The organism is Neisseria sp. RH3002v2g (genome assembly GCF_014596425.2).
Taxonomy (GTDB): domain Bacteria; phylum Pseudomonadota; class Gammaproteobacteria; order Burkholderiales; family Neisseriaceae; genus Neisseria.
The window spans coordinates 628073-650562 of sequence record NZ_CP110721.1 but is presented as its reverse complement, the minus strand read 5'-3'; the positions used below and the strand labels follow the sequence as shown (position 1 = coordinate 650562).

General features: G+C 47.7%; 22 protein-coding genes and 3 tRNA genes. 11 read left to right on the top strand and 14 right to left on the bottom strand.

Going from position 1 to position 22490, the window contains the following annotated elements; genetic code table 11:
* Positions 1 to 18 precede the first annotated feature (18 nt).
* Both BBP27_RS03190 and BBP27_RS03185 read left to right on the top strand, forming a co-directional pair.
* A complete protein-coding gene (locus tag BBP27_RS03190; protein WP_188211681.1) occupies positions 19 to 1254 on the top strand; it encodes an MFS transporter in 1236 nt (411 codons plus the stop codon).
* A gap of 143 nt (positions 1255 to 1397) precedes the next feature.
* Positions 1398 to 1886 (top strand): DUF456 domain-containing protein, encoded by a 489-nt coding sequence (locus BBP27_RS03185; RefSeq protein WP_049333782.1) that lies wholly within the window; start codon positions 1398 to 1400, stop codon positions 1884 to 1886.
* Positions 1887 to 1955: 69 nt separating this feature from the next.
* On the opposite strand, the gene BBP27_RS03180 is transcribed toward BBP27_RS03185, so the two are convergent.
* From BBP27_RS03180 to BBP27_RS03155, 6 genes are all read right to left on the bottom strand, one after another.
* The gene (locus BBP27_RS03180; RefSeq protein WP_188211680.1) at positions 1956 to 2615 is read right to left on the bottom strand and encodes a YecA family protein; all 660 of its coding nucleotides are present in this window, start codon (positions 2613 to 2615) and stop codon (positions 1956 to 1958) included.
* 34 nt (positions 2616 to 2649) lie between these two features.
* Positions 2650 to 3441, bottom strand: coding sequence for a TrmH family RNA methyltransferase (locus tag BBP27_RS03175; protein WP_188211679.1), 792 nt, complete (start codon positions 3439 to 3441; stop codon positions 2650 to 2652).
* A gap of 117 nt (positions 3442 to 3558) precedes the next feature.
* Positions 3559 to 4107 (bottom strand): sigma-E factor negative regulatory protein, encoded by a 549-nt coding sequence (locus tag BBP27_RS03170; protein WP_003746920.1) that lies wholly within the window; start codon positions 4105 to 4107, stop codon positions 3559 to 3561.
* Positions 4108 to 4111: 4 nt separating this feature from the next.
* On the bottom strand, positions 4112 to 4711 hold the full coding sequence (gene rpoE, locus BBP27_RS03165) for an RNA polymerase sigma factor RpoE (protein ID WP_004519728.1): 600 nt from the start codon (positions 4709 to 4711) through the stop codon (positions 4112 to 4114).
* Positions 4712 to 4925: 214 nt separating this feature from the next.
* Positions 4926 to 6254 carry a tRNA lysidine(34) synthetase TilS gene (tilS, locus tag BBP27_RS03160; RefSeq protein WP_188211678.1) on the bottom strand — a complete coding sequence of 443 codons (1329 nt, stop codon included), beginning with the start codon at positions 6252 to 6254 and terminating at the stop codon, positions 4926 to 4928.
* Positions 6255 to 6342: 88 nt separating this feature from the next.
* On the bottom strand, positions 6343 to 7302 hold the full coding sequence (locus tag BBP27_RS03155; RefSeq protein ID WP_049322761.1) for an acetyl-CoA carboxylase carboxyltransferase subunit alpha: 960 nt from the start codon (positions 7300 to 7302) through the stop codon (positions 6343 to 6345).
* Between the two features lie 203 nt (positions 7303 to 7505).
* On the opposite strand from BBP27_RS03155, the gene BBP27_RS03150 reads away from it, so the two are divergent.
* Complete coding sequence (locus BBP27_RS03150) at positions 7506 to 7907, top strand: RNA-binding S4 domain-containing protein (protein ID WP_003679090.1); 402 nt, start codon at positions 7506 to 7508, stop codon at positions 7905 to 7907.
* Positions 7908 to 8001: 94 nt separating this feature from the next.
* Here BBP27_RS03150 and BBP27_RS03145 read toward each other — a convergent pair whose 3' ends face one another.
* The 4 genes from BBP27_RS03145 to BBP27_RS03130 form a co-directional block, all read right to left on the bottom strand.
* The gene (locus BBP27_RS03145; RefSeq protein ID WP_188211677.1) at positions 8002 to 9201 is read right to left on the bottom strand and encodes a hypothetical protein; all 1200 of its coding nucleotides are present in this window, start codon (positions 9199 to 9201) and stop codon (positions 8002 to 8004) included.
* A 96-nt stretch (positions 9202 to 9297) separates the two neighbouring features.
* On the bottom strand, positions 9298 to 11061 hold the full coding sequence (recD, locus tag BBP27_RS03140; RefSeq protein ID WP_188211676.1) for an exodeoxyribonuclease V subunit alpha: 1764 nt from the start codon (positions 11059 to 11061) through the stop codon (positions 9298 to 9300).
* A 131-nt stretch (positions 11062 to 11192) separates the two neighbouring features.
* Positions 11193 to 11876, bottom strand: coding sequence for a lipoprotein-releasing ABC transporter ATP-binding protein LolD (lolD, locus tag BBP27_RS03135; RefSeq protein ID WP_003679081.1), 684 nt, complete (start codon positions 11874 to 11876; stop codon positions 11193 to 11195).
* Entirely contained in the window at positions 11869 to 13119 is a 1251-nt protein-coding gene (locus tag BBP27_RS03130; protein ID WP_070837813.1) for a lipoprotein-releasing ABC transporter permease subunit, read from the bottom strand. The genes lolD and BBP27_RS03130 overlap by 8 nt, the downstream gene beginning before the upstream one ends.
* 214 nt (positions 13120 to 13333) lie before the next feature.
* Here BBP27_RS03130 and BBP27_RS03125 point away from each other — a divergent pair, with 214 nt between their 5' ends.
* Positions 13334 to 13621, top strand: a complete 288-nt coding sequence (locus BBP27_RS03125) for a hypothetical protein (RefSeq protein ID WP_003683377.1) — start codon at positions 13334 to 13336, stop codon at positions 13619 to 13621.
* Between the two features lie 62 nt (positions 13622 to 13683).
* Here the strand turns inward: BBP27_RS03125 and recR are convergent, their stop codons facing one another.
* From recR to rnr, 4 genes are all read right to left on the bottom strand, one after another.
* Positions 13684 to 14289: a recombination mediator RecR gene (gene recR / locus BBP27_RS03120; RefSeq protein WP_070814021.1), complete on the bottom strand. Its 606-nt coding sequence runs from the start codon at positions 14287 to 14289 to the stop codon at positions 13684 to 13686.
* Between the two features lie 82 nt (positions 14290 to 14371).
* Positions 14372 to 16225 carry a SurA N-terminal domain-containing protein gene (locus BBP27_RS03115; protein WP_188211675.1) on the bottom strand — a complete coding sequence of 618 codons (1854 nt, stop codon included), beginning with the start codon at positions 16223 to 16225 and terminating at the stop codon, positions 14372 to 14374.
* 145 nt (positions 16226 to 16370) lie between these two features.
* Positions 16371 to 16718, bottom strand: coding sequence for an ArsC family reductase (locus BBP27_RS03110; RefSeq protein WP_188211674.1), 348 nt, complete (start codon positions 16716 to 16718; stop codon positions 16371 to 16373).
* An 81-nt stretch (positions 16719 to 16799) separates the two neighbouring features.
* Positions 16800 to 19280 carry a ribonuclease R gene (rnr, locus tag BBP27_RS03105; protein WP_188211673.1) on the bottom strand — a complete coding sequence of 827 codons (2481 nt, stop codon included), beginning with the start codon at positions 19278 to 19280 and terminating at the stop codon, positions 16800 to 16802.
* Positions 19281 to 19374: 94 nt separating this feature from the next.
* Here rnr and BBP27_RS03100 point away from each other — a divergent pair.
* The 7 genes from BBP27_RS03100 to BBP27_RS03070 all read left to right on the top strand — a co-directional run bounded on the left by BBP27_RS03100 (position 19375) and on the right by BBP27_RS03070 (position 22484).
* Positions 19375 to 19461: transfer RNA gene (locus BBP27_RS03100), tRNA-Leu, on the top strand.
* Between the two features lie 38 nt (positions 19462 to 19499).
* Positions 19500 to 19586 (top strand) — tRNA-Leu (locus tag BBP27_RS03095).
* Between the two features lie 63 nt (positions 19587 to 19649).
* Positions 19650 to 19740: transfer RNA gene (locus tag BBP27_RS03090), tRNA-Ser, on the top strand.
* A gap of 172 nt (positions 19741 to 19912) precedes the next feature.
* On the top strand, positions 19913 to 21124 hold the full coding sequence (locus BBP27_RS03085; RefSeq protein ID WP_107792038.1) for a tyrosine-type recombinase/integrase: 1212 nt from the start codon (positions 19913 to 19915) through the stop codon (positions 21122 to 21124).
* Between the two features lie 153 nt (positions 21125 to 21277).
* Positions 21278 to 21541 carry a hypothetical protein gene (locus tag BBP27_RS03080; RefSeq protein WP_063075578.1) on the top strand — a complete coding sequence of 88 codons (264 nt, stop codon included), beginning with the start codon at positions 21278 to 21280 and terminating at the stop codon, positions 21539 to 21541.
* A complete protein-coding gene (locus BBP27_RS03075) occupies positions 21538 to 22161 on the top strand; it encodes a phage baseplate assembly protein V (protein ID WP_063075577.1) in 624 nt (207 codons plus the stop codon). The genes BBP27_RS03080 and BBP27_RS03075 overlap by 4 nt, the downstream gene beginning before the upstream one ends.
* The gene (locus tag BBP27_RS03070) at positions 22158 to 22484 is read left to right on the top strand and encodes a GPW/gp25 family protein (protein WP_063075576.1); all 327 of its coding nucleotides are present in this window, start codon (positions 22158 to 22160) and stop codon (positions 22482 to 22484) included. Before BBP27_RS03075 ends, BBP27_RS03070 begins: the two co-directional genes overlap by 4 nt.
* Positions 22485 to 22490 lie beyond the last annotated feature (6 nt).

Sequence of the window (22490 nt, the reverse complement as noted above, 5' to 3'; positions counted from 1 at the left end):
CTTCAAAAGAATCATGTGATGTCCGACAATCAGACTTCTCCAAACTCACGCGACTGGCTGCTGCTTATCGGCGGCAGCACTTACAAATTCACGCTGACCGGTTTTTATCTGGTCGCACTGGTGGCCATTTTGAAAAATCACGGTTACAGCCTGAACCAACTAAGCTGGATTCATTTAATCGGCAGTATCGAAGCGGCGAAGGTGTTGTTTGCCGCGCTGATGGAGCGGCGGCCGGCGAGGCGGTTCGGGCGGTTTCGCGACTGGCTGCTGGCGGCGACGCTGGGGCTTTCGGCAGTGTTCGGGCTGATGGTCTGCACCAACATCACACAAAACTTCCCGCTACTTTTGACCTGCTGCGTACTGCTCTCGGCGATGTCGGCAGTGTACGGCTGCGCAATGTTGGGCTTGTCATGTATCGTCCTGCCGCACCGCGAACGCGGCTTCGGCGGCGCGATTCAAACGATGGCGGCACGCGGCGGCAAGATGATCGGCGGCGCGCTGGTGTTGTGGCTGTATCAGGAATACGGACAAACGGCGGCGGCCGGCTTTATGCTGGCGTTCAGCCTGTTGATGTTGCTGCAACTCTTGTACTACCGCGAGCCGGAAAGCCCGACCGCGCAAGGCAGTTGGACGGCGTTGGCAGCGCGGCTGGTTTCTTTTTGGCAACAACCTGAAACGGGCTGGCGGTGGCTGGTTTTGCTGTTTGCCGTTGCCGCGCCGTATGCGTTTATGGCGGCAACTTTTGTGCCCAAGCTGGCGGATTTGGGCTTCACTCCGAAACAGACGGGCGGAATTTTGGCGGTGGGTATTCCTGTTGCCTGCCTGATTGTGACGCCGCTGTCGGGCTGGTTTTCGCGCAATTATCCGCGCCGCAAACTCGTGTTCCTGCTCTACGCGCTGCAACTGCCGCTTTTGGCGTCCATGACCGCCATCAATGCGCTCGCCCGCATCCATCCTTGGCTGCCACCCACGCAAATCATCGCCCTGAGCCTGAGCTACACGCTTCTGCTGCCGGTGATACTGGCGTTGGTGATGGACAAATCAGACCGTGCCACCGCCGCACTCGACAGCAGCCTGCAATTTTCCGTCGTCCTGCTCGGCAGTTACGCGGCTGGTTTCGCCGCCCTGCGGCTGGCAAAGGCTATTGGTTATACAGATGCGTATTGGGTTGCAGTGTACTTGGCCGTATTGGTAGGCCTGCTTTTATATTTGAATAGAAATTTATTCAATCATTCAGAATGTGACTCACAATAATTCGCTCAGATATTTATCCATCGATTTTAATTGAGTGCGCCTCCGGATAATTTTTCATTTTATTGCACAATCCCTCATGAAAATATAACAAAACGTGCCCATAATACTGCCGTTATTACACTCTTACATTCAAAAGGAACCTCATGACTGCTGTTCTCATCGTTCTCGGCTTGATTGCCATTGTCGTCGGCATCTTAGGCACTATTTATCCCGCCCTGCCCGGATTGGGTTTGATGTTTGGTGGCGCATGGTTGTTGGGTTATGCCGGAGATTATCAAGTGTTTGGCTCGGGTACGCTGACCTTTTTGGCCATCGTTGCCGTATTCGGTACTGCGATGGACTATGTGGCAGGCGCATTGGGTGCAAAATATACCGGCGCAAGTAAAACTGCGGTTTGGGGCGCGTTTATCGGCGGCATCGTCGGCGCATTCTTCTCTATTCCCGGCCTGTTGCTCGGCCCGTTGACCGGTGCGGCCATCGGCGAATTTATCGCACGCAAAGACACTTGGCAGGCAGGCAAAGTCGGTATCGGTACGTTTATCGGCTTCATCATCGGCACCGTGGCCAAAATCGGCTGCGCCTTGACCATTGCACTGACCATTCTGTTTGTTTGGTTGGCCTCGTTGTTCTAAGACAAAACATTAAAGGCCGTCTGAATTTCAAGCATTCAGACGGCCTTTTCATTGCACTATTTATTTTTCTTATTTGCCGCAGCAGGCTTTGTATTTTTTACCGCTGCCACACGGGCAAGGATCGTTGCGGCCCACTTTTTCGCCTTCGCGGCGGACGGTTTGCGGTTTATTGATGATGGCCTGCCAGTACCAGTAAATATCTAGCAGGACGTGCGGCAAATCAGATTCCAGCTGGGTTAGCTCTTTTTCATTCAGATGCAAGATGACTTCGCCGTTTTCCTCGTCGTCATAGATGCCGCCCAAAGCCATAATCGGATAGAACAAATCTTCAAACTCTTCCTGATCGACTGCCTCAAACCAATCGGTAGGCACAATATCCAGTGAGTAAAGATAGGCGTTACACCAAGTGTAGAAATCCGGATTGCCGGCTTCGTCTTCATAAAACCACAAATCAGGCAGGATTTTCTCATTGAGCTTCATGCGCATATCGGCGGCCATTGCCATGACCAAACGCTCGATTTCGGTACGCTCTTTGGCATCAAACAAGGATTCTTCACCCAAAATTTCAGGCAGCCAGTTGGTCGGATTCAAAGCATCTGGACCGCTCAATAAAGCCATCATAAAACCCTGAACTTCATCACAACGCATGGTGTTGTGGGCTTCGGATTTGGCATCCAGCAATTCCATCAATCGGCTGCGTGCCGCTTCATCAAAAGTCAGTATTTGCATTTTCGTTCCTTAAAATAAAATCATATTATGGTTTTCAGACGGCCTGGGCATGGATACGTTGCCGCATTTGTTCAAACAGACAAACCGTTGCCGCCATCGCGACATTCAAGGATTCGGTTTGCCCCAACATGGGAATTTTGACACAGGCTTCAGCCTTCTCTTTCGTCGTTTCACTCACGCCGCTGCCTTCGTTGCCAAACACCCAAGCGCAGGGTTGACTGAGGTTCATCTCATACAACCCGATATTGCGGCCGCCCAAAGCTGTTGCCCAAATTGGATGCTGATACTTTTCCATCCAAGCGGATAATTCCACCCGGCTGAAAATAGACAGCAAAAAATGCGCACCCATCCCCGCTCGTAACACTTTGGGCGACCAGATATCCACGGAATCATTGCTGCACACGATTTGCTTGACTCCGGCCGCCGCCGCGCTGCGCAAAATCGTCCCTGCATTACCGGGGTCTTGTACCCGCTCCAATACCACGCAATCGCCGTCTGAAGGCAAGCCTGCCTGTTTCGGAATATCAATCCAAGTCATCACATCATCGGCATCGGTCAGACTGGTGATTTTAGACAGCGCTTCGTTACCAACCCATGTAATCAGCCCTTCGTCCAACTGCGCCGTAATCTCTTGAATTTCAGAATGCTGCTGTTTCTTTTCAGGCAGATAAACCTGTTTGGGCGTACCGCCGCTTTGCAAATAAGTTTGCAGCAGATGTACGCCTTCCAATACGGTTTCACCGCTTTCGCGCCTTGCTTTGGCCTGCGTCAAAAGACGGAATAAATGTTTGAGCTGTTCGTTTTGAGCAGAGGTAATCAGTTTCATGGAGCGCATTATAACTGTTTTGACTTCTTTGAAGCTATGCTTTCAGACGGCCTGACGGTTTTACTGCAAAAATAAAAACCCTTGCCATAAAGCAAGGGTTTTGCATGATTTCATTTTTTACTGAACAACAGTCTGCTGCTCATTTTTCTGCTCGGTACGGACAGTCGGACGGTTTTCAATTTTGCCGTCTTTTGCCGCATTCGGCACAACGGTCTCGCCAGGCTCGGAAGCCGCTTTATCGTCAGGCGTACCGCTTACCGGAATGATATCTTGTGCAGGCTGAACATTAGACTTCTCGGCAACCGGCATAGCGTCACGAGAAGTTTGCGGCGTAAACTGCCATGCCGTCACAGCAATGGCACACACACTGGCAGCAGCTGCAAAGAATTTAAAGAAGCCGTTATTGGCCGCTTCGCGATGAGTATATTTTTTCTGCTTGCCGGCAATCTCAGCTTGAGGCACTGTAAATGCTTTGCTTTGCATGGTTTCATCAGCCACCTTCGCCGCCGCACCCTGACGGATACAGTCGCCGATAATGTGGTACTCATGCCAAGCGCGCAATGCTTCCTCGTCTGCCAATACGGCATCCAGCATCTCATCAGTCAATGCTTCACCGTCCATCAATGCGGACACATACTCCAATGCTTTATTTGTTTTGTCGTTCATTCTATTACCACCTTTGATCTTCAGAAGTATCCAACAGCGGCCGCAAATCTTTTGCAATCAGTTCACGCGCTCTGAAAATACGCGAACGTACTGTACCTATCGGACAATCCACTACCCGAGCTATTTCTTCGTAAGACAAGCCGTCCATTTCCCTAAGCGTAATGGCTTGACGCATATCGTCTGGCAGTTGCGCAATGCTTGCTTCGACGGTCTGCAAGATTTCCCGATTCATCATCTCAGCTTCCGGCGTATGGTAATCCGCAATCTGATCAGTTAAATCAAGAACATCTCCTTCCTCATTGGCTGCTTCCGAACTGACAAAAAACTGACGACCCGAAGTAGTCAGGAAATTCTTTGCCGTATTGATACCGATACGGTACAGCCATGTATAAAATGCACTCTCACCTCGAAAATTAACCAGCGCACGATAAGCCCTAATCATTGCCTCTTGGGTTACATCGTGCACTTCATGCTCATCCTGAATAAAACGGGAAATCAGTCTGTTTAGCCGACGCTGATATTTGGACATCAGCATCTCGAATGCCTTATGGTCACCTTTCTGCGCGCGCTCCACCAAAACTTGATCTATTTGGCGATCGTTCATACTCACCCTTTAATCGTTTTACTGCTTTAAACCAAAAAATAGTAAAGCGTGCTGTGCACAATAAAGACAACACTGCTTTGAAATAGTTCCATAAGATTACATTTAATGGCAAAAATTTATTCGTGTAGGTACTCTAATATAAGCTGTATTGCTTAATATCCCTACACTTAGCACAAGTAGTTAAATTACTGATACTTACCAAATTTAGAGTTATTTACTTTACTTTTGCCATATATTCGACCAACTTTCTATGAACTGGCAGATAGCCTTGCTCTATTTGAACATCGCTTCCAACCCTAAGGTTAGCAACAGCAAGGCACTTGTTGCCCATACTTATGATAATCGGCCAATATTTACGCACGAGTGGCATGATATGACACTCTTGCAATAGTTTTTCGACTGATTTTTCCCTCTGCCCAGACTGAATCACGTCGCCCTCGGATACAGTTCTAAGCACAGCCGGCTTCTCCAACTCCTCTTCCGGCAAACCGCCTTGAAACGGTAATAAAACAAAACCGTTTTCCAGCAAAATATCTTTCAGACGGCCTCGAACTTCCCTACCATTACACCAAGGCAGCTGTTGAAATTCACTTTCTTGCCAAATAAACAACTGATCCCGATAGGCGACCAATTCGCCGTTTGGCAAACTCAACTGCGCCTGTTCTGCGGTTTCCAATACTCGGGCGAAATCGGCAATGCTGTGATAAGAAGGCAATGATTCTGTTTGCTTTTTCAAAAAATACCAAAGCAACCGACGACGTAAGAGCGGCGTACATTGCCGCCACAGACTGATATTGAATATTCCGTCCGGACTGATGCGCTGATATTCAGACTCAACCAATTCATCTAAAAGCTGCAAATCTTCCTGCAATAATCGGATATTGGCACAAATTTGCTGCTCAAAATTCGGAATACGCTGCTGCCATTGCGGCAAGGCCTGATTTCTCATCCAATTACGTAAATAGCCGGAGTCTTCATTACTCTCGTCTTCGACAAAAGACAACCTCCATTGTTGCGCATACTCAGCCAGTTCCTGACGGGAAAATGCCAAAAGCGGCCGCCAGATTTGGATCTCTTCATTTAGATCACGCCATACCGGCATGGCTGCCATACCGCGCACCCCCCCCCCGCGCACGGCCGACAACATAAATGTTTCGATTTGATCATTGCGGTGATGGGCCAAAACAATAATTTTCTTCAGGCCGTCTGAAAATGCCTGATATCGTGCAGCCCTGGCCGCTGCTTCCAAACCTTTTCCTTGTTTTTCCACATTGACACGGCATACCCTCAGGGCAACATTCAAACCCCAACAATAATCCTGACAAAATTTTGCCCAACTGTCGGCATTGGTGCTTAAACCATGATGAACATGGACGGCACGCAAATCAAAACGGCGGAATTCACGCATCCGGTGCAAAAGATGCAGCAGGACAACGGAATCCAATCCGCCACTCAAACCGACTTCAAAAACAGTATGGTTCGGCAAATCAGGAAAAGCTGCTTGAAAACTTTTAAATAGGGAATCAGGGGATAGTTGCGACATTTCAGACGGCCTGAAATTATGAATGACTCAAAAATAGAATACAAAAAAAGCAAGCAGCGCCATCTGCTTGCTTTTTCAGCAGTCAAACTTATTTATCGGTAAATTTACCGTAAGCCATGATGCGGTCGAAACGGCGGGAAAGCAAATCAGGCATGGTCATGCTTTGCGCTTCGCTTAATTGCTGTTCCAAAACGGTTTTAACGTTTTTCATCGTGGTTTCGTAATCACGGTGTGCGCCGCCCAACGGCTCGTCAATGACTTTATCGATGAGATCCAATTCTTGCAGGCGTTTGGCGGTAATGCCCAATGCTTGCGCGGCGTCTGCTGCTTTTTCGGCAGTTTTCCAAAGAATAGAGGCGCAACCTTCGGGAGAAATCACCGAATAGGTCGAGTATTGCAGCATATTGATGTAGTCACCGACAGCTACTGCCAACGCACCGCCCGAACCGCCTTCGCCGATGATGGTGCACAATACCGGTACATGCAGGCGGGTCAGTTCGTACAAATTACGGCCGATGGCTTCGGACTGGCCGCGCTCTTCCGCGCCAATGCCCGGATACGCGCCCGGAGTATCGACAAAGGTCATGACCGGAATATTGAATTTTTCGGCAGTCTGCATCAAGCGCAGCGCTTTACGGTAACCTTCGGGACGCGGCATACCGAAATTGCGGCGGATTTTTTCTTTGGTATCGCGGCCTTTTTGATGGCCGATGACCATCACACTTTGACCGTTGAAACGTGCCAAACCGCCGATAATGGCATGATCGTCAGAATAATGGCGGTCGCCGTGCAACTCTTCAAAATCGGTAAAAATACCATTGATGTAGTCCAAAGTATAAGGACGCTGCGGATGGCGGGACACTTGTGAAATTTGAGCCGGAGTCAGCTTGCTGAAAATTGACTTGGTCAACTCGTTGCTTTTCTTTTGCAGTCTGGCAATCTCGTCGGAAATATCGACGGCAGATTCATCTTGTACGAATCGCAACTCGTCGATTTTATTGGTTAATTCGGCGATGGGTTGTTCAAAGTCCAAAAAAACGGGTTTCATAAAACGAAGCTCTCGGTAATGGTTGCTGACATGATACGCTAATCAGACGTATTTGACAGCATTTCTCAAAGGGAAACTGCCATCTTTTGCAATAAAAAACTTTCAGACGGCCTTTAACAAAGAAATAGTATATCTGCACTAAACTCATGGAGTGCCGTATCTTATGATAAACTTCAATTCAGTTCAATCATTTCAAACAGGCTATGAAAAACGATCATGACAATTCGTCCATGCGCTTGGACAAATGGCTGTGGGCCGCGCGCTTTTTCAAGACCCGCGCGCTGGCACAAAAACACATTGAGCTGGGCAGGGTTTTGGTAAACGGCTCGAAGGTGAAAAACAGCAAAAATATTTCTGCCGGCGACACCATCGACATGACTTTGAACTCCCTGCCCTACAAATTCAAAGTTGCCGCGCTCAATCATCAACGCCGCCCGGCACCGGAAGCGCGTTTATTGTACGAAGAAGACATGAAAACGGCTGCTGAACGCGAAGCTCAAAAACAACTCGACCAAGCCAGCCGCATCAGTGCCGCTTATCCGGACGGACGCCCGACCAAACGCGACCGCCGCCAGCTTGACCGCATGAAGCGCGATAGCTGGTAAAGCGCTTTATCCATTTTTTCAGACGGCCCTATATTCATGCCGTCTGAAAACCAAAAACAGGCAGGACATCCTGCCTGTTTTTTATTTGTGATGATTAAAATTTATATTCTAACTGACCACGAATAACGTTCACGTCCTGCTTATCCGTACCAACGGTAGGCGTAACCTGTTTGCCGACCAAATAGAAGCCTTTGAGTTTCCAGTTTTTCCAAGGAATATAGGTTGCACCGATTTGCACGCCTTGGACGTTTTTGCTGTAATCCTCAACAGAAGAGACACCGGACAACGAGCCGACACGGCGGTAGTTCAAGAATACGTCGTAAGAATTACGGACGTTCCAGTCGGCCGATTTATAGCGCACTTCAGTGAACACGCCGTCATTTTTGATTTTTTGTCCGGCATCATTATAAGCTTTGATATTGGACTTGCTGACCGCGGCCATCCAACGCCAATCGTCATTAAATTTGATGTCCGTACCGATTTCCCCGAAGACCGCGTTTTTCTTCGCGCCGCGTACATCGATGTCTTTCATGTAGCTGACGGTTGCGCCAACGTTGATATTCTCATTCACAGGCAACACGCTTTGAATCGCGGCAAAATGTCTGCGGCGGCCGCCGATGCCCCATGCGTTGTCGTTCAGATTGCCTGTACGGCGGCCCGCATAGATTTTGGTCGGCAGGGTTTTATTGTCAAAGAAGATTTCACCGCCGGTAACTTCGGTATCCCATACGCGGCCGTATGAAGAGAATGCGCCAAATTTACCGACACGCGCTTTGATGTTGTTGTACACAGTCCCTTCGGCATACAGTTTATTGACCGGCACATCATGATCGCCGTTAAATTTACCGGTTTCCAAATCGATATTCGGCTCGATTTGCGCTACCAATTTCCAATCTTTGTACAGTTTTGCGCGTAACCAAAACTCCGCGTTGAAGTTGGCATTGGTGTCTTCAGGCGTCGGGTTAATGCTGCTGTTGTTGGCATTGATGTCTTTGGTATCCACACGTACGCGCAAACCGCCGTTCACAGTCAACAAATCATTGAAAATGCTGATTTTATCGTCATCTTTGCGAATGATGCTGCCGGAATTGACATAATCGTTGGTGGTGGCCAAAGCCGCCGCATCACGCCCGCCATCAGCGTTCTCTGCCAATGAATAAGATGATGAAGCCAATAAAATACAGGTTGCAATCAGTTTGGTTTGAAATTTCATGCCGACTCTCCAAAAGAAGGTATTGAAAGTGAAGTATTCGATAAAGCGTACAAAATCGTGGATTTTGTAAAAATTATTCATTTTGTTTACTAATTATTTTCATCGTATGTAAATTAGTGTAATCAGTCAAGCAGATTTAAACGCTTTATCCGCTTTCAGACGGCCTCTTGATTCAGGTCAAACAGAAGCCTGCATATCAGGCTGTTCAAACTGCCATTTCAAGGCATCGGCCAATGCCGTCCTGCGTTTTTGATGGCATCCCACAGCCTGACACAATTCCTCTGCATTTCCCCAAAACACAAAACGTTCACGCGCGCGGGTAATGGCTGTGTAAAGCAAAGCCTTATCCAAACCTCGGGCTTCCTCTTCGCTTTCCGTTGTTGCGGGCACTGACGGGGGCAACAGCCATACTTCCCGATATTCCGAACCTTGGCTCTTATGCACCGTCATGGCAAAAGCCGATTCAAAATCGGGCAAACGGCTGATGGCAATTTTTTTAAATCCATCTTTCTCAGGAAAATAGGCAGACAAACCATTCAACGATTCTTCATCTTTCATAATCAGCCCGATGTCGCCGTTAAACACTTCCAGCATGTAATCATTGTGGGTAATCATGATGATTTGTCCGGCAAACCAAGGCGTTTCGCCCGAAACCTTGCCTTGTCGTTGCAAATATTCTTGATAAGCCTGATTCAAATCATCCGCATCCTGCCGCCAAGCCGCCAATACCACCACATCGGCAGCATGACCGTAGGCGAGTGCAACATTATTCTCTGCCACAGCCTGCCAATAATCCTGTTGCTTTTGATACAGCAAAGCAACCTGCTCTTTCAGACGGCCTGATTTCATTTCCAACTCTTTGGGGAACTTGTCAAACTGTTCGACCGCAGTTTGCTTTTCCCCGGACACCACCGCCCTTGCCAAACAACCAATACCGCTGTCTGCGCCAAAACGATGGCTGAACGTCAATTTGGCATTGTTTTGCGATAAAGCCTGAGGCCGCTCTTTAATCTCAAAGCCATGATTGGGCAGGTACACTTCCAACTTTTCAGCAGTTTCTTTATCCAAAGCTGTCGGACGCGACAACGCCGCCAATACGGCACCCAAGCCAACCGACGGCAACTGGTTTTCATCGCCAAGCAACACCAGACGACAACCGGTCGGCACGGCGCGCAATAAATCCAACACCAGCGGCAAATCCAACATCGAAGCCTCATCCACCACCAAAACATCCAAAGCAAGCGGATGTTCATGATTGAACGCAGGGCGCATTTGTGGCGGCCGCAATTTCAACAATCGATGGACAGTCTGCCCTTCCAAGTTTTCCAAATGCACTTTAATGCTCGGAGACAAATCAAAACCGTCTAAAGCCCGCTGCAAAGCCCGTGCCATATGTGCAGCCGCCTTGCCCGTCGGCGCAGCCAACGCAATACGGGGCAGCTTCGTACTGTTATTGCAAATCAGGCCCAAAAGCTTTGCGACGGTCGTGGTCTTACCCGTGCCCGGCCCGCCGGTAATCAGCATAAAGTTTTGCAGCAAGGCCAACGCCGCAGCATCTCGTTGCTCTTTACTGTCTTTAGGGTCAAACCAGTCGCTCAGGCTTTTTGAAGCCGCCATGAAATTCACTTCTTCTGCCTCGGCACTGGCCAGCCGTTTGATTTCGACAGCCAAATCATGCTCCAACTGCCACATCCGCCCTAAAAACAATTTCCGACCTTGCAGGATAAGCGGTTTATCCGCATTGCCGACCAAATTCGGCAAGTTGCTTAATGCATCAACATCTGCTTTATCCAAGTAAATAAACGAATGCCCGTTTTGCAAGGCTGCAAACAGTCGAACCACATAAGGCTCAATAACGGATGCGCCCTGTACTTCACGGCGGCGGAAAAACACTATGGCCGCATCTGCGGCAGAGGAAAGGATAGAGTCGGTCGGATTCATGGCTCAGGATTGATGGATACGGAAAAAGAAAGGCCGTCTGAAAAACAGCGTTTCCATAAAGGAAAACCTATTTTTCAGACGGTCTCTATTATACCGTTCAAAGCATAAAATATTTTCCTGAAATAATAACCTTATTGCAGCACTTGCAGGCTGCCGTCTTTCATGGTCATTACCCGGTCGAAACGCTCAGCCAGCTCGTCATCATGGGTTACCACAATCAGGCTGGTGTTCAATTCGCGTTTCAAATCCAGCATCATATCCAGCACATTTTGCGCATTTTTACGGTCAAGGTTCCCTGTCGGTTCATCTGCCAACAGGCATTTCGGCTCATTAACCAAAGCACGGGCAATCGCCGCCCGCTGACGCTCGCCGCCGGAAAGTTCGCTTGGACGGTGCAGCATACGCTTATCCAAGCCGACCTTTTTCAGCATCTTGACAGCCTTCTCTTCAGCCATCGCCTTGGGCATTTTGCCGATTAAAAGCGGCATCATGACATTTTCCAAAGCAGAAAACTCAGGCAATAGATGGTGAAACTGATACACAAAGCCCAAATAACGGTTGCGCAATTCACCCAACTGTTTTTGGCTCAGACCGCCCAAATCCTGATCCATCAGTATTACCTTGCCTTCAGACGGCATATCCAAGCCACCAAGAAGGTGCAGCAACGTAGATTTACCGCTGCCTGATGAACCGATAATACTCACGCTTTCCGCTTCGGCAACTTCAAAATCCAAATGATTCAACACTTGTACATTCAATGCGCCGTCATTATAGCTTTTGCCAACGCCGATACATTTCAAAATTGTCTTACTCATAACGCAAAGCCTCCGCAGGTTGGGTTTTTGCAGCACGCCAGCTCGGATACAGTGTGGCGATAAATGCCAAGCCAAGCGAAATGCAGGCAATAACGGCGACGTCCTTCAAGTTCACATCACTAGGCAGGTAATCGATGAAATAAACTTGAGAGTTAATCAAATGCACGCCAAACAGGTCTTCAAAAAACGCGACAATCTTGCCGACATTCCAACCCAGCAATACACCGCATACCACGCCCACAAGCGTACCGAAGAACCCCGCGAAAGCACCCTGCACCAGGAAAATCTTCATGACGCCGCCCGGGGACAAACCCAACGTGCGCAAAATCGCAATATCGGCTTGTTTTTCCGTTACCGCCATTACCAAAGACGAGACGAGGTTAAACGCAGCAACCGCGATAATCAGCGTCAAAATGATGAACATCATGCGTTTTTCCAACTCAACGGCTTCAAAATAGCTGCGGTTATTAAACGTCCAGTCGCGCACCCATACTTCATCTTTTTTAGCATCGGGAATCAAATTGGCAATAAAAGACGGCGCATTCTGAGGATCAGCCAACCGCAAACGCAGCCCACCGACATTTTCACCCAGTCGATACAAGACTTGCGCATCCTTGATATGCGTCATGGCCAATGTGTTATCGACTTCATAGACACCGGTTTTTACCACACCGACCACATTAAACTGCTTCAATCGCGGCACTACGCCGGCAGGAGTGACATTACCCTCCGGCGTAATCACAGTAACTTTGCCGCCAAGCTCCGTACCCAATGCCTCAGCCAGCCCTTGACCTAAAATAATATCAAATTCGCCCGGCTTTAAATCGTCAAAACTGCCGGCCGGCATATCCTTGCCGTAATCGACGACATTTTTTTCTTCAGACGGCAAGATACCGCGTATCTGCACACCGCGCACTTCGCCGGCATTGGCAAGCAAAGCCTGATCGGAAACATAAGGCGCGCTGGCCAATACTTCCTTTTTGCCTTTTACAAATTCGCGCAAATTCTGCCAACCCGGCGCACTGCCGACATCGTAATAGCCGATTTCTGCATGGGGTGCGACGTTCAATAATTGACCGCGTATCTCTTTCTGAAATCCGTTCATTACTGATAACACCACAATCAGCGCCGTTACGCCCAAGGCGATACCGGCGATTGAAATCATGGTAATAAATGACATAAAGCCGTTGCGTTTTTTCGCACGCAAATAACGCAGGCCTATCCAAGTTTCTAAAGAAGCCATTCAAAAATGCCTCATTCGTTTGTCAAAAAAGACTTATTGTACCGTAAAACCGACAGGTCGTCCGATTGCCCGACTGATGTGGCATTCAGGGATAAATTGTATGTAAAACCATGTATCTTCCCGTAAATTCCGCCGAAAAACTTGCACAATCGTCCAATCGCCCTTATTCTGAAGCTGTGACTCGTTTTGTCACCATCAAAAAGGAAATACACTAATGAACAGCAAAAAATTCTTGGCCCTCGTATCCGTAGCTGTAGGTTTGTCATTCAGCTTCAATGCATATGCCGCCAAAGAAATCAAAATCAGTTCAAACAATACCGCTTACTCCGACGCCGATGTTCAAAAACTGGCAGCCACTGCTGTCGGCATGGGCGTAAAAGAACCTGTCAGCCTCAACAGCGGAAACGGTGTTGTTACCGTATCCGGCAGCAGCGCAACCAAATGCGCATTCAAAGTCGGCAACGGCGATACGCCTCAAATTCAAGGCGTGAGCTGCAAATAATCTGATTTCATCAATGAAAAGGCCGTCTGAAAAACATTCAGACGGCCTTTTTATATTGGCATTTAAGATTGGATGTTTCGTCTATCGTAAACGGCCTGAGCCAAAGTACCGGCATCCACATATTCCATCTCGCCGCCCAAAGGGATTCCCCTTGCCAACCGGCTGACTTTATAGGGAAGATTTTTAAACAATTCCGCCAATACATACGCTGTCGCGTCGCCTTCGGCTGTGAAGTTGGTTGCAATGATAATTTCCTCAATATCACTCGCCTGCAGACGCGCCACCAGCTTATCTAATGCGACTGCCGAAATATCCATCCCCTGCGCTGGGCTGACTTGCCCCATCAAAACAAAATACAGGCCATCATGGCAATTGGCCGCCTCCATGCTGGAGACATCCGCCGGCATATGCACAATCATCAAACGGCTTTTATCGCGTTTTTCGTCTGCGCAAATTTCACACAAATCGCCTTCGCAAAATGTGTTGCACATCCGACAATGCTGCACCTGCCTCAAAGCAAACTGCAAAGCGTCCACCAATTCTTGCGCTTCTTCGCGTTTGTACTGCAAAAGCTGGTAAGCCATACGTTGTGCGGATTTCGGTCCGACATTGGGCAGGATTTTTAATGCATTAATCAAGCGGACAAAGGCATCAGGATTTTTACTCATGATTTCAGACGGCCTTTAAAAAGATGGCTAAAAATAAGAAAACAGCCGGAATTCATCCGGCTGCCCTACTCTAATATTCTGCTTATTCGGCAGCATTATTAACTTGTTGTGCACCTTGCGTACGATCGATTTTCTTATCCAAATACTGGAGCAAGGCATCGAAAACATTGGCGGAAAGCTGCTGAACCAAAGCCTGTTTGGCAGCCGGAATCTGTGAATCTGCATTTTCAGGAGCAGAAACGCTCTGAACTTCCATAATCACCGGCGCAGGCATACCTTCCAACAATGTATACGCAGGTTTGCCGCCGACAGGACGCGCTTTCAACAAAGCCGCATAAGCCTCCGGAGACATGGTTTTACGTGCATCTTGCGCGCTCAATTGAGAAACAGGCGACCATTGAACATCGGCAGCTTTACCGGCTTTCAATGCGGCCAAAGTTTCCTGGGCTTTTTTCTCTGCCAGTTTGGCGGCTTCAGAGCGCTGATATGCTGCACGGACAGTATCTTTGACTTCCGCAAATGGTGCGATTTTCTCTTCGCGCACTTCTTTCGCACGAATGACCCAAACGGTATCGTTGTTGATGGCGATCACTTCAGAATTGTGTTTTTTCTTCAGTACATCATCACTAAACGCGGCATTAATCAACGCTTCAGGCAAGCCGGCTTCCTTCGCGCCCGCTTTGGTCACCCATTCATCCAGGCTTTCTACTTTCAAACCTGAATTGGCGGCTGCTTTTGCCAGAGAAGACGGATCATTGAAGGTATCTTCACCCAGTTTTTCTTTAGCGGCATTAAAGGCAGAAGCTGCTTTTTTCAGTTTCAAGGCTGCTTCGATACGCGCTTTGGCTTGTTCCAAAGTCGGCTCAGCTTCGACATTCAAAACTTTAATGACGTGATAACCCAAAGACGATTTAACGGTATCGCTGACTTCGCCTTTGCCCAATGCAAATGCCGCTTTATCAAATTCCGGCCCGAAGCCACTGCCGCCGCTTTTGCTCAGATAACCCAAGTTGCCGCCTTTATTGCTGCTGGACAAGTCTTTAGAATACTTGGCCGCCAGCTCGGCAAACGAATCCGGATGTGCTTTAAGCTCCGCAGCCATTTTGTCTACTTCGGCTTTAATTTCCGCATTGCTTGCTTCATCTCCGTTAGGCATAACCGGAATGAAAATATGCGCAATTTCGGCTCTTGGCGACAAATCTACGCTTTTGCTGTCGTAAGCTTTTTGTACTTCTTCCGCACTGACGGTTTGCTTGTCAGCCAAATCTTTGATGCTTAAAGCCACATATTCCAGCTTAACGGCTTGAGGAATCAAGTAATCTTTCTTATGCGCTTCATAATATTTTTGCAAAGCCGCATCATCTACTTTGACTTGTGCCACAAATGCTTCAGGGCTGAACGTAAATGAACGGATGGTACGGGTGGCTTGAGTCAGGTTAATCAACTGACGCGCTTGCGCATCGCTGACCACGGCACCGTTTTGCACCAAATTCAACAGATTTTGCAACTGGAACTGTTCGCGGATATCTTCAACGAACTGATCCTCGGTCATCCTGCGTTGATCCAAATATTTCTTGAGCAAATCCTGGCTAAATTTACCGGAAGCATCATGAAAATTCGGATCATCCACAATAACTTGCTTGATTTGTTCCTGAGACACAGCGATGCCCATCAGCTTGGCACCCTGCTTCAGATAAGCACGTTGCAATAACGATTGGAATACCGCATCACGCGAAGGCGCATTATTGCCGGCAGCCTGCTCGTTTTGTATCGCAATCTGTAAAGCGTGTTCGCTGACTTTCTCATCCCCGACTTTAACAATGTAATCAGAACCCGGCGAAGACAAATTATTGGCACCGAATCCGATAAAGGTCAGACCGATGATACCTAAAACAATCTGGGCGGGTGTTTTATATTTTTCAACAATATGGAACATATTTATCCGAAAGAAAAGTTTGGCGCGGCAGCCGGAAAATGCTGCCGCAAAAATCTTAAAATCCTGAAAACAGGCTCAAAGCGCGTATTGTAACGTATTTTTTCGAGGCTTGCTTTTTCAGACGGCCTAAAAATCTAAAAATGCCTTATCCGAAAATTTCCTGATACGCTTCTACTGAAAAACCGACATGAACCTGCCCTTCTTTGACCAATACAGGCCGCTTGATGATACTGGGATTCTTCACCATTAAAGCAATTGCACCTTCTTTTGTGGCAGCTGATTCTTGTGCATTTTTATCCAGCTTGCGCCAAGTCGTACCTCTTTTATTGAGCAAAATCTCCAAAGCCGCCTGATCCAGCCAGCCATCAATCAATTCAGCAGTCGGGGCGTTTTTCTTAAAATCTACAAACTCAAACTCGATACCGTTTTCCGCCAACCAACTGCGCGCTTTTTTAACCGTATCGCAATTAGGAATACCGTATAGTTTTATCATCTTATTTATCCTTGTTTTCATTCATGAAATCACAAACTCAGGCCGTCTGAAACCTTTCAGACGGCCTGAGTTGAATGCTGCTTATTTCTTAGCAGCTTTCTTCACTTTAATCTTCACGCTTTTGCCTTGGGCGTTATTTTTACGTCCTGCTTTGACAGAAGCTATTTTCGCCTGCGCCTTTTTCTTGCTTGCGGCTTTAGGTTTGCTTGGCTTGGCCGGCTTGGAAGCAGGTTTGCCTTTTACCTTACCCTTCTTTGCCTTCGCGGGAGCAGACAACGCTTCATCAATTTCTTTAGCCGAAAGTTTACGCTTACGTTTTTCGACAGGCTTGTCAGCAGCTATAGGCTTACTCGCAGGTTTTGCTTTTCTGGTGTCGCGTTTCTTACCGACTGAACCGCCGCTGATTAAGGTCAAATCAATCTTGCTGGTATCCAAATCGGCACGCGCGACTTTTACAGTAACCGTATCGCCCATATTGAAACGGACACCGCTGCGTTCGCCCTCAATCGCCATAATTTCAGGACGGAAGTTGAAATAATCCTCTCCCAAATCGCTGATGTGAACCAAGCCATCGATATGAATATCGTCCAGAGTTACAAAAATACCGAAGCTGGTCATGCCTGAAATCTTGCCGCTGAAAACTTCGCCGACTTTGTCGCGCATATAATAAGTTTTCAGCCAATTTTCCACATCGCGGCTGGCATCATCCGCTCGGCGCTCGCAGAAAGAGGTATGTACGCCCAAAGCCTGCCAGGTTTTATTGGGTTGGTAAGTTTGTCCGTTCAATACAGCTTTGATGGCACGATGGACCGTCAAATCCGGATAACGGCGGATAGGCGATGTAAAGTGTGCATATGCGCTATAAGCCAAACCAAAGTGACCGTCGCAATGCGGCTCATAAACCGCCTGTTGCATAGAACGCAACATCATCACTTGCAACAGTTCCGCGTCCGGACGGTTTTTAAATTGCTCGGCAAGCGCAGCATAGTCTTTCGGCGTCGGATTATCGCCGCCGCCCAAACTCAACCCCAGCAAACCAAGCTGCTCGCGTAAAGTGGCCAGTTTTTCGGGAGTCGGGCCCAAGTGATTGCGGAACAAAGCCGTATGTTTGTTTTTCAGCAAAAATTCTGCCGCGCAAACATTCGCCGCCAACATACATTCTTCAATCAGCTTGTGCGCATCATTGCGGACAACAGGAACAATCTTGTCGATTTTACCGTTGTCGTCAAAAATCATCTGGGTTTCAACGCTCTCAAATTCAACCGCGCCACGCTCGAAACGTTTTTTCTGCAAGATTTTAAATAATTTATACAGAGTATCGATTTGCGGTTTAAACGGATGATCCCGGCCGTCTGAAATCCAATCCCAAACTTGATTATAAGTCAGTCGCGCATGAGAGCGCATTACTGCCGGATAGAAACGGTATTCCTTGATATTGCCGGCATAAGTAATCACCATATCGCACACCATACACAGGCGTTCGACATCAGGATTGAGCGAGCAGATGCCGTTGGACAAATTCTCCGGCAGCATTGGAATCACACGGCGCGGGAAATACACGCTGGTACTGCGTTCTTGAGCATCTACATCAATCGCGTCATCCGGGCGGACATAATGGCTGACATCGGCTATCGCCACCACCAAACGGTAATTGCGGCCGATTTTTTCGGCAAAAACCGCATCGTCAAAGTCCCGCGCAGTTTCGCCGTCAATGGTTACTAGAGGCAAATCGCGTAGGTCCACGCGCCCTTTCAAGTCGGTTTTACGCACATGATCGGGAATTTTCTTCGCAGCTTTGGCACATGCTTCGCTGAATTGATGAGGCAAATGGTGCTTGCGCACGGCGATTTCAATTTCCATACCGCTGTCGGCATAATCACCCAACACTTCAATGATTTTCGCTACGGCAGGGCGGTTTTGCTCGGGGTAAGTCTCAATTTCACCGACAATGACTTGACCGGATTGCGGTTTAAAGTGCGCTACGCTTTCAGGTTCCAAAACAATGCTTTGATTCAAGCGTTTGTCTTCGGCCTCCAAAATCGCCACGCCGCGATCCATATAAAAACGGCCGACCACTTTAGACTGCGCACGCTCCACTACATCTAAAACCGTACCTTCGCGACGGCCTCTGCGGTCGATACCGGCAGGGCGCACGGTAACAATATCCCCATGCATCACGCCGCGCATCTGACGCTCATACAAGACGAAATCGCCCTCGCCTGTCGGCGTAAGCGGCACGGCAAAACCAAAGCCGTCTTTATGCGCTTCGACACGGCATTTAACCAATGCCAATTTTTCTGCCGCACATACTGCGCCACGTCGGTTGATCAACACCTGACCATCACGTGCCATCGCTTTCAGACGGCGTTCGAAGAATTCATATTCATCTTCTGCAATCGACAATTCATGCGCCAAAGCTTCGATTTTTGTCGGCACACCTTTTTGTTCCAATAATTCAATGACCCATTCACGACTGGGCAACGGATGAGCGTAACGTTGTTTCTCCCGCTCCAAATACGGGTCTTTTTCTCGTAAATTTAAAGATTTAGTATTTTTGTTCATTTTGATGGTTGACATTCTTTTTTTAAAATATATAATAGCTGCTTCTTCGCAGTTCAGATAGTCAACTCTACCTGAAATTGAAGAATAAAGCAAAGCCCAGGTGGCGGAATTGGTAGACGCGCTAGCTTCAGGTGCTAGTGTCCTCACGGGCGTGGAAGTTCGAGTCTTCTCCTGGGCACCAAATAATTTGGTGCTTCTTTGCTTAAGAAAATTTAAATTGCCCAGGTGGCGGAATTGGTAGACGCGCTAGCTTCAGGTGCTAGTATCCTCACGGGTGTGGAAGTTCGAGTCTTCTCCTGGGCACCATTGATAAATCAATCAGTCAAGTTTTCACATTATTCTGAATAACAATTCAGGATAATAGTCCACAGAGAGGTGGATGAGTGGTTTAAGTCGCACGCCTGGAAAGCGTGTATACGTGAATAGCGTATCGAGGGTTCGAATCCCTTCCTCTCTGCCATTTTCATTTTTATAAGTTTTTCATTACTTCTAAAACCGCATATTAAAGGCTAAGTTATCAACAACTTAGCCTTTTTTGTTATTCATCTTCTTTAAATTCATTTCGGGTATATTTCAATTCTTTTATCTTTTTTGTGGTATTTTATGTGTTATTACCCAAGGAGTAACACTTCATGCCAAAAATTGTAACGCCATTAAGTCTGTCTCAAATTAAAACAGCAAAACCTAAAGAGAAGGTTTACAAGTTACCAGATGGAGGTGGGCTTGCCCTATGGATTTTGCCTTCAGGTTCTAAGTCTTGGAGGCTACAATACCGCCGCCCTGATGGGAAAATGAACACATTGACGCTGGGTTTATTTCCACGTTTCGGACTAGCAGATGCGCGGGCATGGCGAAAGGAGATGTTAGAAAAAATCAGAAATGGAACTGATCCGAAGGCAATTTCTGCGGACGTAGGAGCAGAGTTTCGTTTTGAAAATTGCTTGGTACTTTGGTTTGAAAAATGGAAGAAATCGGGTGGCAAACAAGGGATGGGTAAAAATCCGCGTTATGCAGGGCAAGTACTGTCGGCTTTAGAATTGAATGTACTACCTTTTTTTAAGGGAAAGGATATTCGTTCGATCAAGACGGCAGATATAGTAGCAGTTTTAAGGAAAATGGAAGAACGCGGGGCGCTTGAATATTTACGTCGGGTTAAAGGTGCATTGGGATTGATGTTTGATTATTTTGTAGCAGATGGATCTATCACTATAAATCCAGTCAGTGTTATTGGAAAACAAGTATTCGATAGGCCACCTGAACGTCATTTCGATACACTGCGCTTTGATGAGCTACCACTCTTAGTGGAGAAGTTAGAAACATCGAAGGGAATTGGGGAACGAGCGCGGCTATTAATTTATTGGCAACTTTTGAGTATGACGCGGCCGTCGGAAGCAGCAGGGACTCGTCTGGATGAAATTAACTTAAAGGCAGGAACTTGGGAAATTCCAATTGAAAGGATGAAAACAAGGCCGCATGTTGTCCCATTAAGTTCCGCTTTGACGCGAATCTATTTTGAGGCATTAAGATTAAATGTGAATGGAGTATTCTTATTTGAAGGTTCAGGGTTTACCAAGCCATTGTCGTCCGAGACAGTCAGATTAAAGCTTCGTACTAAAATGGGGCTGGATACGACGGCACACGGTTTGCGGAGTCTAGCACGGACTTATTTGAGGGAGGTTTATAAGGTTCGCAGAGATGTGGGTGAATTACTGCTTTCGCATGGCATTACGGATAAGACAGAACGCGCTTATGACCGATCAGAGCTTTTAGAGGAGCGACGAGAAATGCTGGAAAACCTTGGTCGAGATGTGATGGCATTACGGGAAAAGTATCGGATAAAATAGTTTTGAGGTCGTCTGAAAAGTTTTCAGACGACCTTTTTCTATATCCAAAACTTAAAAAACCCACCTAAAACCCCATCTGCTTGCCCACATATTCACTCTTTGCCAAAATCAAATCGTCATCTGAAGTGATATGTTCCTTGTGATTGTTGAGTAATGACAGCCGGAAAGACGGCATCCCAAAAAGCCGCCGTTGCCACTCCACAACGGCGGCTTTCCAAAAACAGCAAAACCAAGACCATGTTCAAAGAACCCTGCCAAGTCATAGCAATCCACAGCCGCCCCTTATTTTTTTGCGGCTTATGGTTCATTACCGTCAGACTAAAAAATGAATACGGCTGGAAATTCGACCGCAAAGCCATGTTTGAAAGCAAAAAAGCAGCTGAAAGCCTAAAAATCGGAGACTACATCATCCCATGACCAGTCGCAACATTGAAAACCTCATAAAAATCGGCACAGTTTCCCAAACCGACCCTGTTGCCAACAGAATCCGCGCACAACACGGCGGTCTCATTACAGACTGGTTGCCATACTTTGTTCCTGCAGCGGGTGGCGTATCAATTTGGCGTTTACCTTCCATCGGCGAAGGTTGCATCATACTTTCTCCCAGCGGAGAACCCGAAAACGGAATTATTATTTGCGGCTTCTCAACCTCCCAACATCCTGCCCCATCCCAAAACCCAGACGAAACCATCATCCTCATGCCTGACGGAGCAGAGTTTAAATACAACCACGCAAAAAGCCATCTGCAAATCAAAGGCATCAAAACTGCCGATATTACCGTCAAAGAAAAAGCCACCGTACACACCAAACACCTGACTATCGACAGTCCCGAGACAGACATCAAAGGCAAACTAAACGTTGTCGGACTGCTTACATATCAGGGCGGCATGGCAGGAAGTGGTGGCGAAGGTGGAGCGGCAGCAGTTATCAAAGGCACAATACGCCAAGAAGAAGGCAGCATCATCAGTAACGGGGTCAACCTAACCACCCACACCCACCAGGGCGACAGCGGCGGCACAACAGGACAGCCTAGATGACCAACGACCAAACAGGACGCAACATCGGCTTAAAAGAACACATTGCCCAATCCATAAAGAACATACTCTTCACTCGCATCGGTAGCCGCCTCATGCGAGAAGACTACGGTAGCCTTCTGCCAGAGCTGATAGACATGCCGATGACCCAGACCGTTATAGCACTCTGCCATCAGGCTGCCGTCACTGCCATAGCGGCATGGGAACCGCGCATTACCGTCCGCAGCATACACTTTGACCCTACCGCCGCCGCCAACGGACAACTAGCCATTACCATAGTCACAACCCTGACCGACGGCACAGAACAAACATTCCAAATACAATAACGCAGA

Bases quoted from the DNA above. Each gene is read 5' to 3' on its own strand.
- BBP27_RS03150 (WP_003679090.1), top strand. From the start codon at position 7,506: ATGAAAAACGATCATGACAATTCGTCCATGCGCTTGGACAAATGGCTG.
- BBP27_RS03130 (WP_070837813.1), bottom strand. From the start codon at position 13,119: ATGGCTTCTTTAGAAACTTGGATAGGCCTGCGTTATTTGCGTGCGAAA.
- lolD (WP_003679081.1), bottom strand. From the start codon at position 11,876: ATGAGTAAGACAATTTTGAAATGTATCGGCGTTGGCAAAAGCTATAAT.
- BBP27_RS03085 (WP_107792038.1), top strand. From the start codon at position 19,913: ATGCCAAAAATTGTAACGCCATTAAGTCTGTCTCAAATTAAAACAGCA.
- BBP27_RS03075 (WP_063075577.1), top strand. From the start codon at position 21,538: ATGACCAGTCGCAACATTGAAAACCTCATAAAAATCGGCACAGTTTCC.
- BBP27_RS03080 (WP_063075578.1), top strand. From the start codon at position 21,278: ATGACAGCCGGAAAGACGGCATCCCAAAAAGCCGCCGTTGCCACTCCA.
- rpoE (WP_004519728.1), bottom strand. From the start codon at position 4,711: ATGAACGATCGCCAAATAGATCAAGTTTTGGTGGAGCGCGCGCAGAAA.
- recD (WP_188211676.1), bottom strand. From the start codon at position 11,061: ATGAATCCGACCGACTCTATCCTTTCCTCTGCCGCAGATGCGGCCATA.
- BBP27_RS03185 (WP_049333782.1), top strand. From the start codon at position 1,398: ATGACTGCTGTTCTCATCGTTCTCGGCTTGATTGCCATTGTCGTCGGC.
- rnr (WP_188211673.1), bottom strand. From the start codon at position 19,280: ATGAACAAAAATACTAAATCTTTAAATTTACGAGAAAAAGACCCGTAT.
- BBP27_RS03125 (WP_003683377.1), top strand. From the start codon at position 13,334: ATGAACAGCAAAAAATTCTTGGCCCTCGTATCCGTAGCTGTAGGTTTG.
- BBP27_RS03115 (WP_188211675.1), bottom strand. From the start codon at position 16,225: ATGTTCCATATTGTTGAAAAATATAAAACACCCGCCCAGATTGTTTTA.
- BBP27_RS03170 (WP_003746920.1), bottom strand. From the start codon at position 4,107: ATGAACGACAAAACAAATAAAGCATTGGAGTATGTGTCCGCATTGATG.
- BBP27_RS03190 (WP_188211681.1), top strand. From the start codon at position 19: ATGTCCGACAATCAGACTTCTCCAAACTCACGCGACTGGCTGCTGCTT.
- BBP27_RS03145 (WP_188211677.1), bottom strand. From the start codon at position 9,201: ATGAATAATTTTTACAAAATCCACGATTTTGTACGCTTTATCGAATAC.
- BBP27_RS03070 (WP_063075576.1), top strand. From the start codon at position 22,158: ATGACCAACGACCAAACAGGACGCAACATCGGCTTAAAAGAACACATT.
- BBP27_RS03110 (WP_188211674.1), bottom strand. From the start codon at position 16,718: ATGATAAAACTATACGGTATTCCTAATTGCGATACGGTTAAAAAAGCG.
- BBP27_RS03155 (WP_049322761.1), bottom strand. From the start codon at position 7,302: ATGAAACCCGTTTTTTTGGACTTTGAACAACCCATCGCCGAATTAACC.
- BBP27_RS03175 (WP_188211679.1), bottom strand. From the start codon at position 3,441: ATGAAACTGATTACCTCTGCTCAAAACGAACAGCTCAAACATTTATTC.
- recR (WP_070814021.1), bottom strand. From the start codon at position 14,289: ATGAGTAAAAATCCTGATGCCTTTGTCCGCTTGATTAATGCATTAAAA.
- tilS (WP_188211678.1), bottom strand. From the start codon at position 6,254: ATGTCGCAACTATCCCCTGATTCCCTATTTAAAAGTTTTCAAGCAGCT.
- BBP27_RS03180 (WP_188211680.1), bottom strand. From the start codon at position 2,615: ATGCAAATACTGACTTTTGATGAAGCGGCACGCAGCCGATTGATGGAA.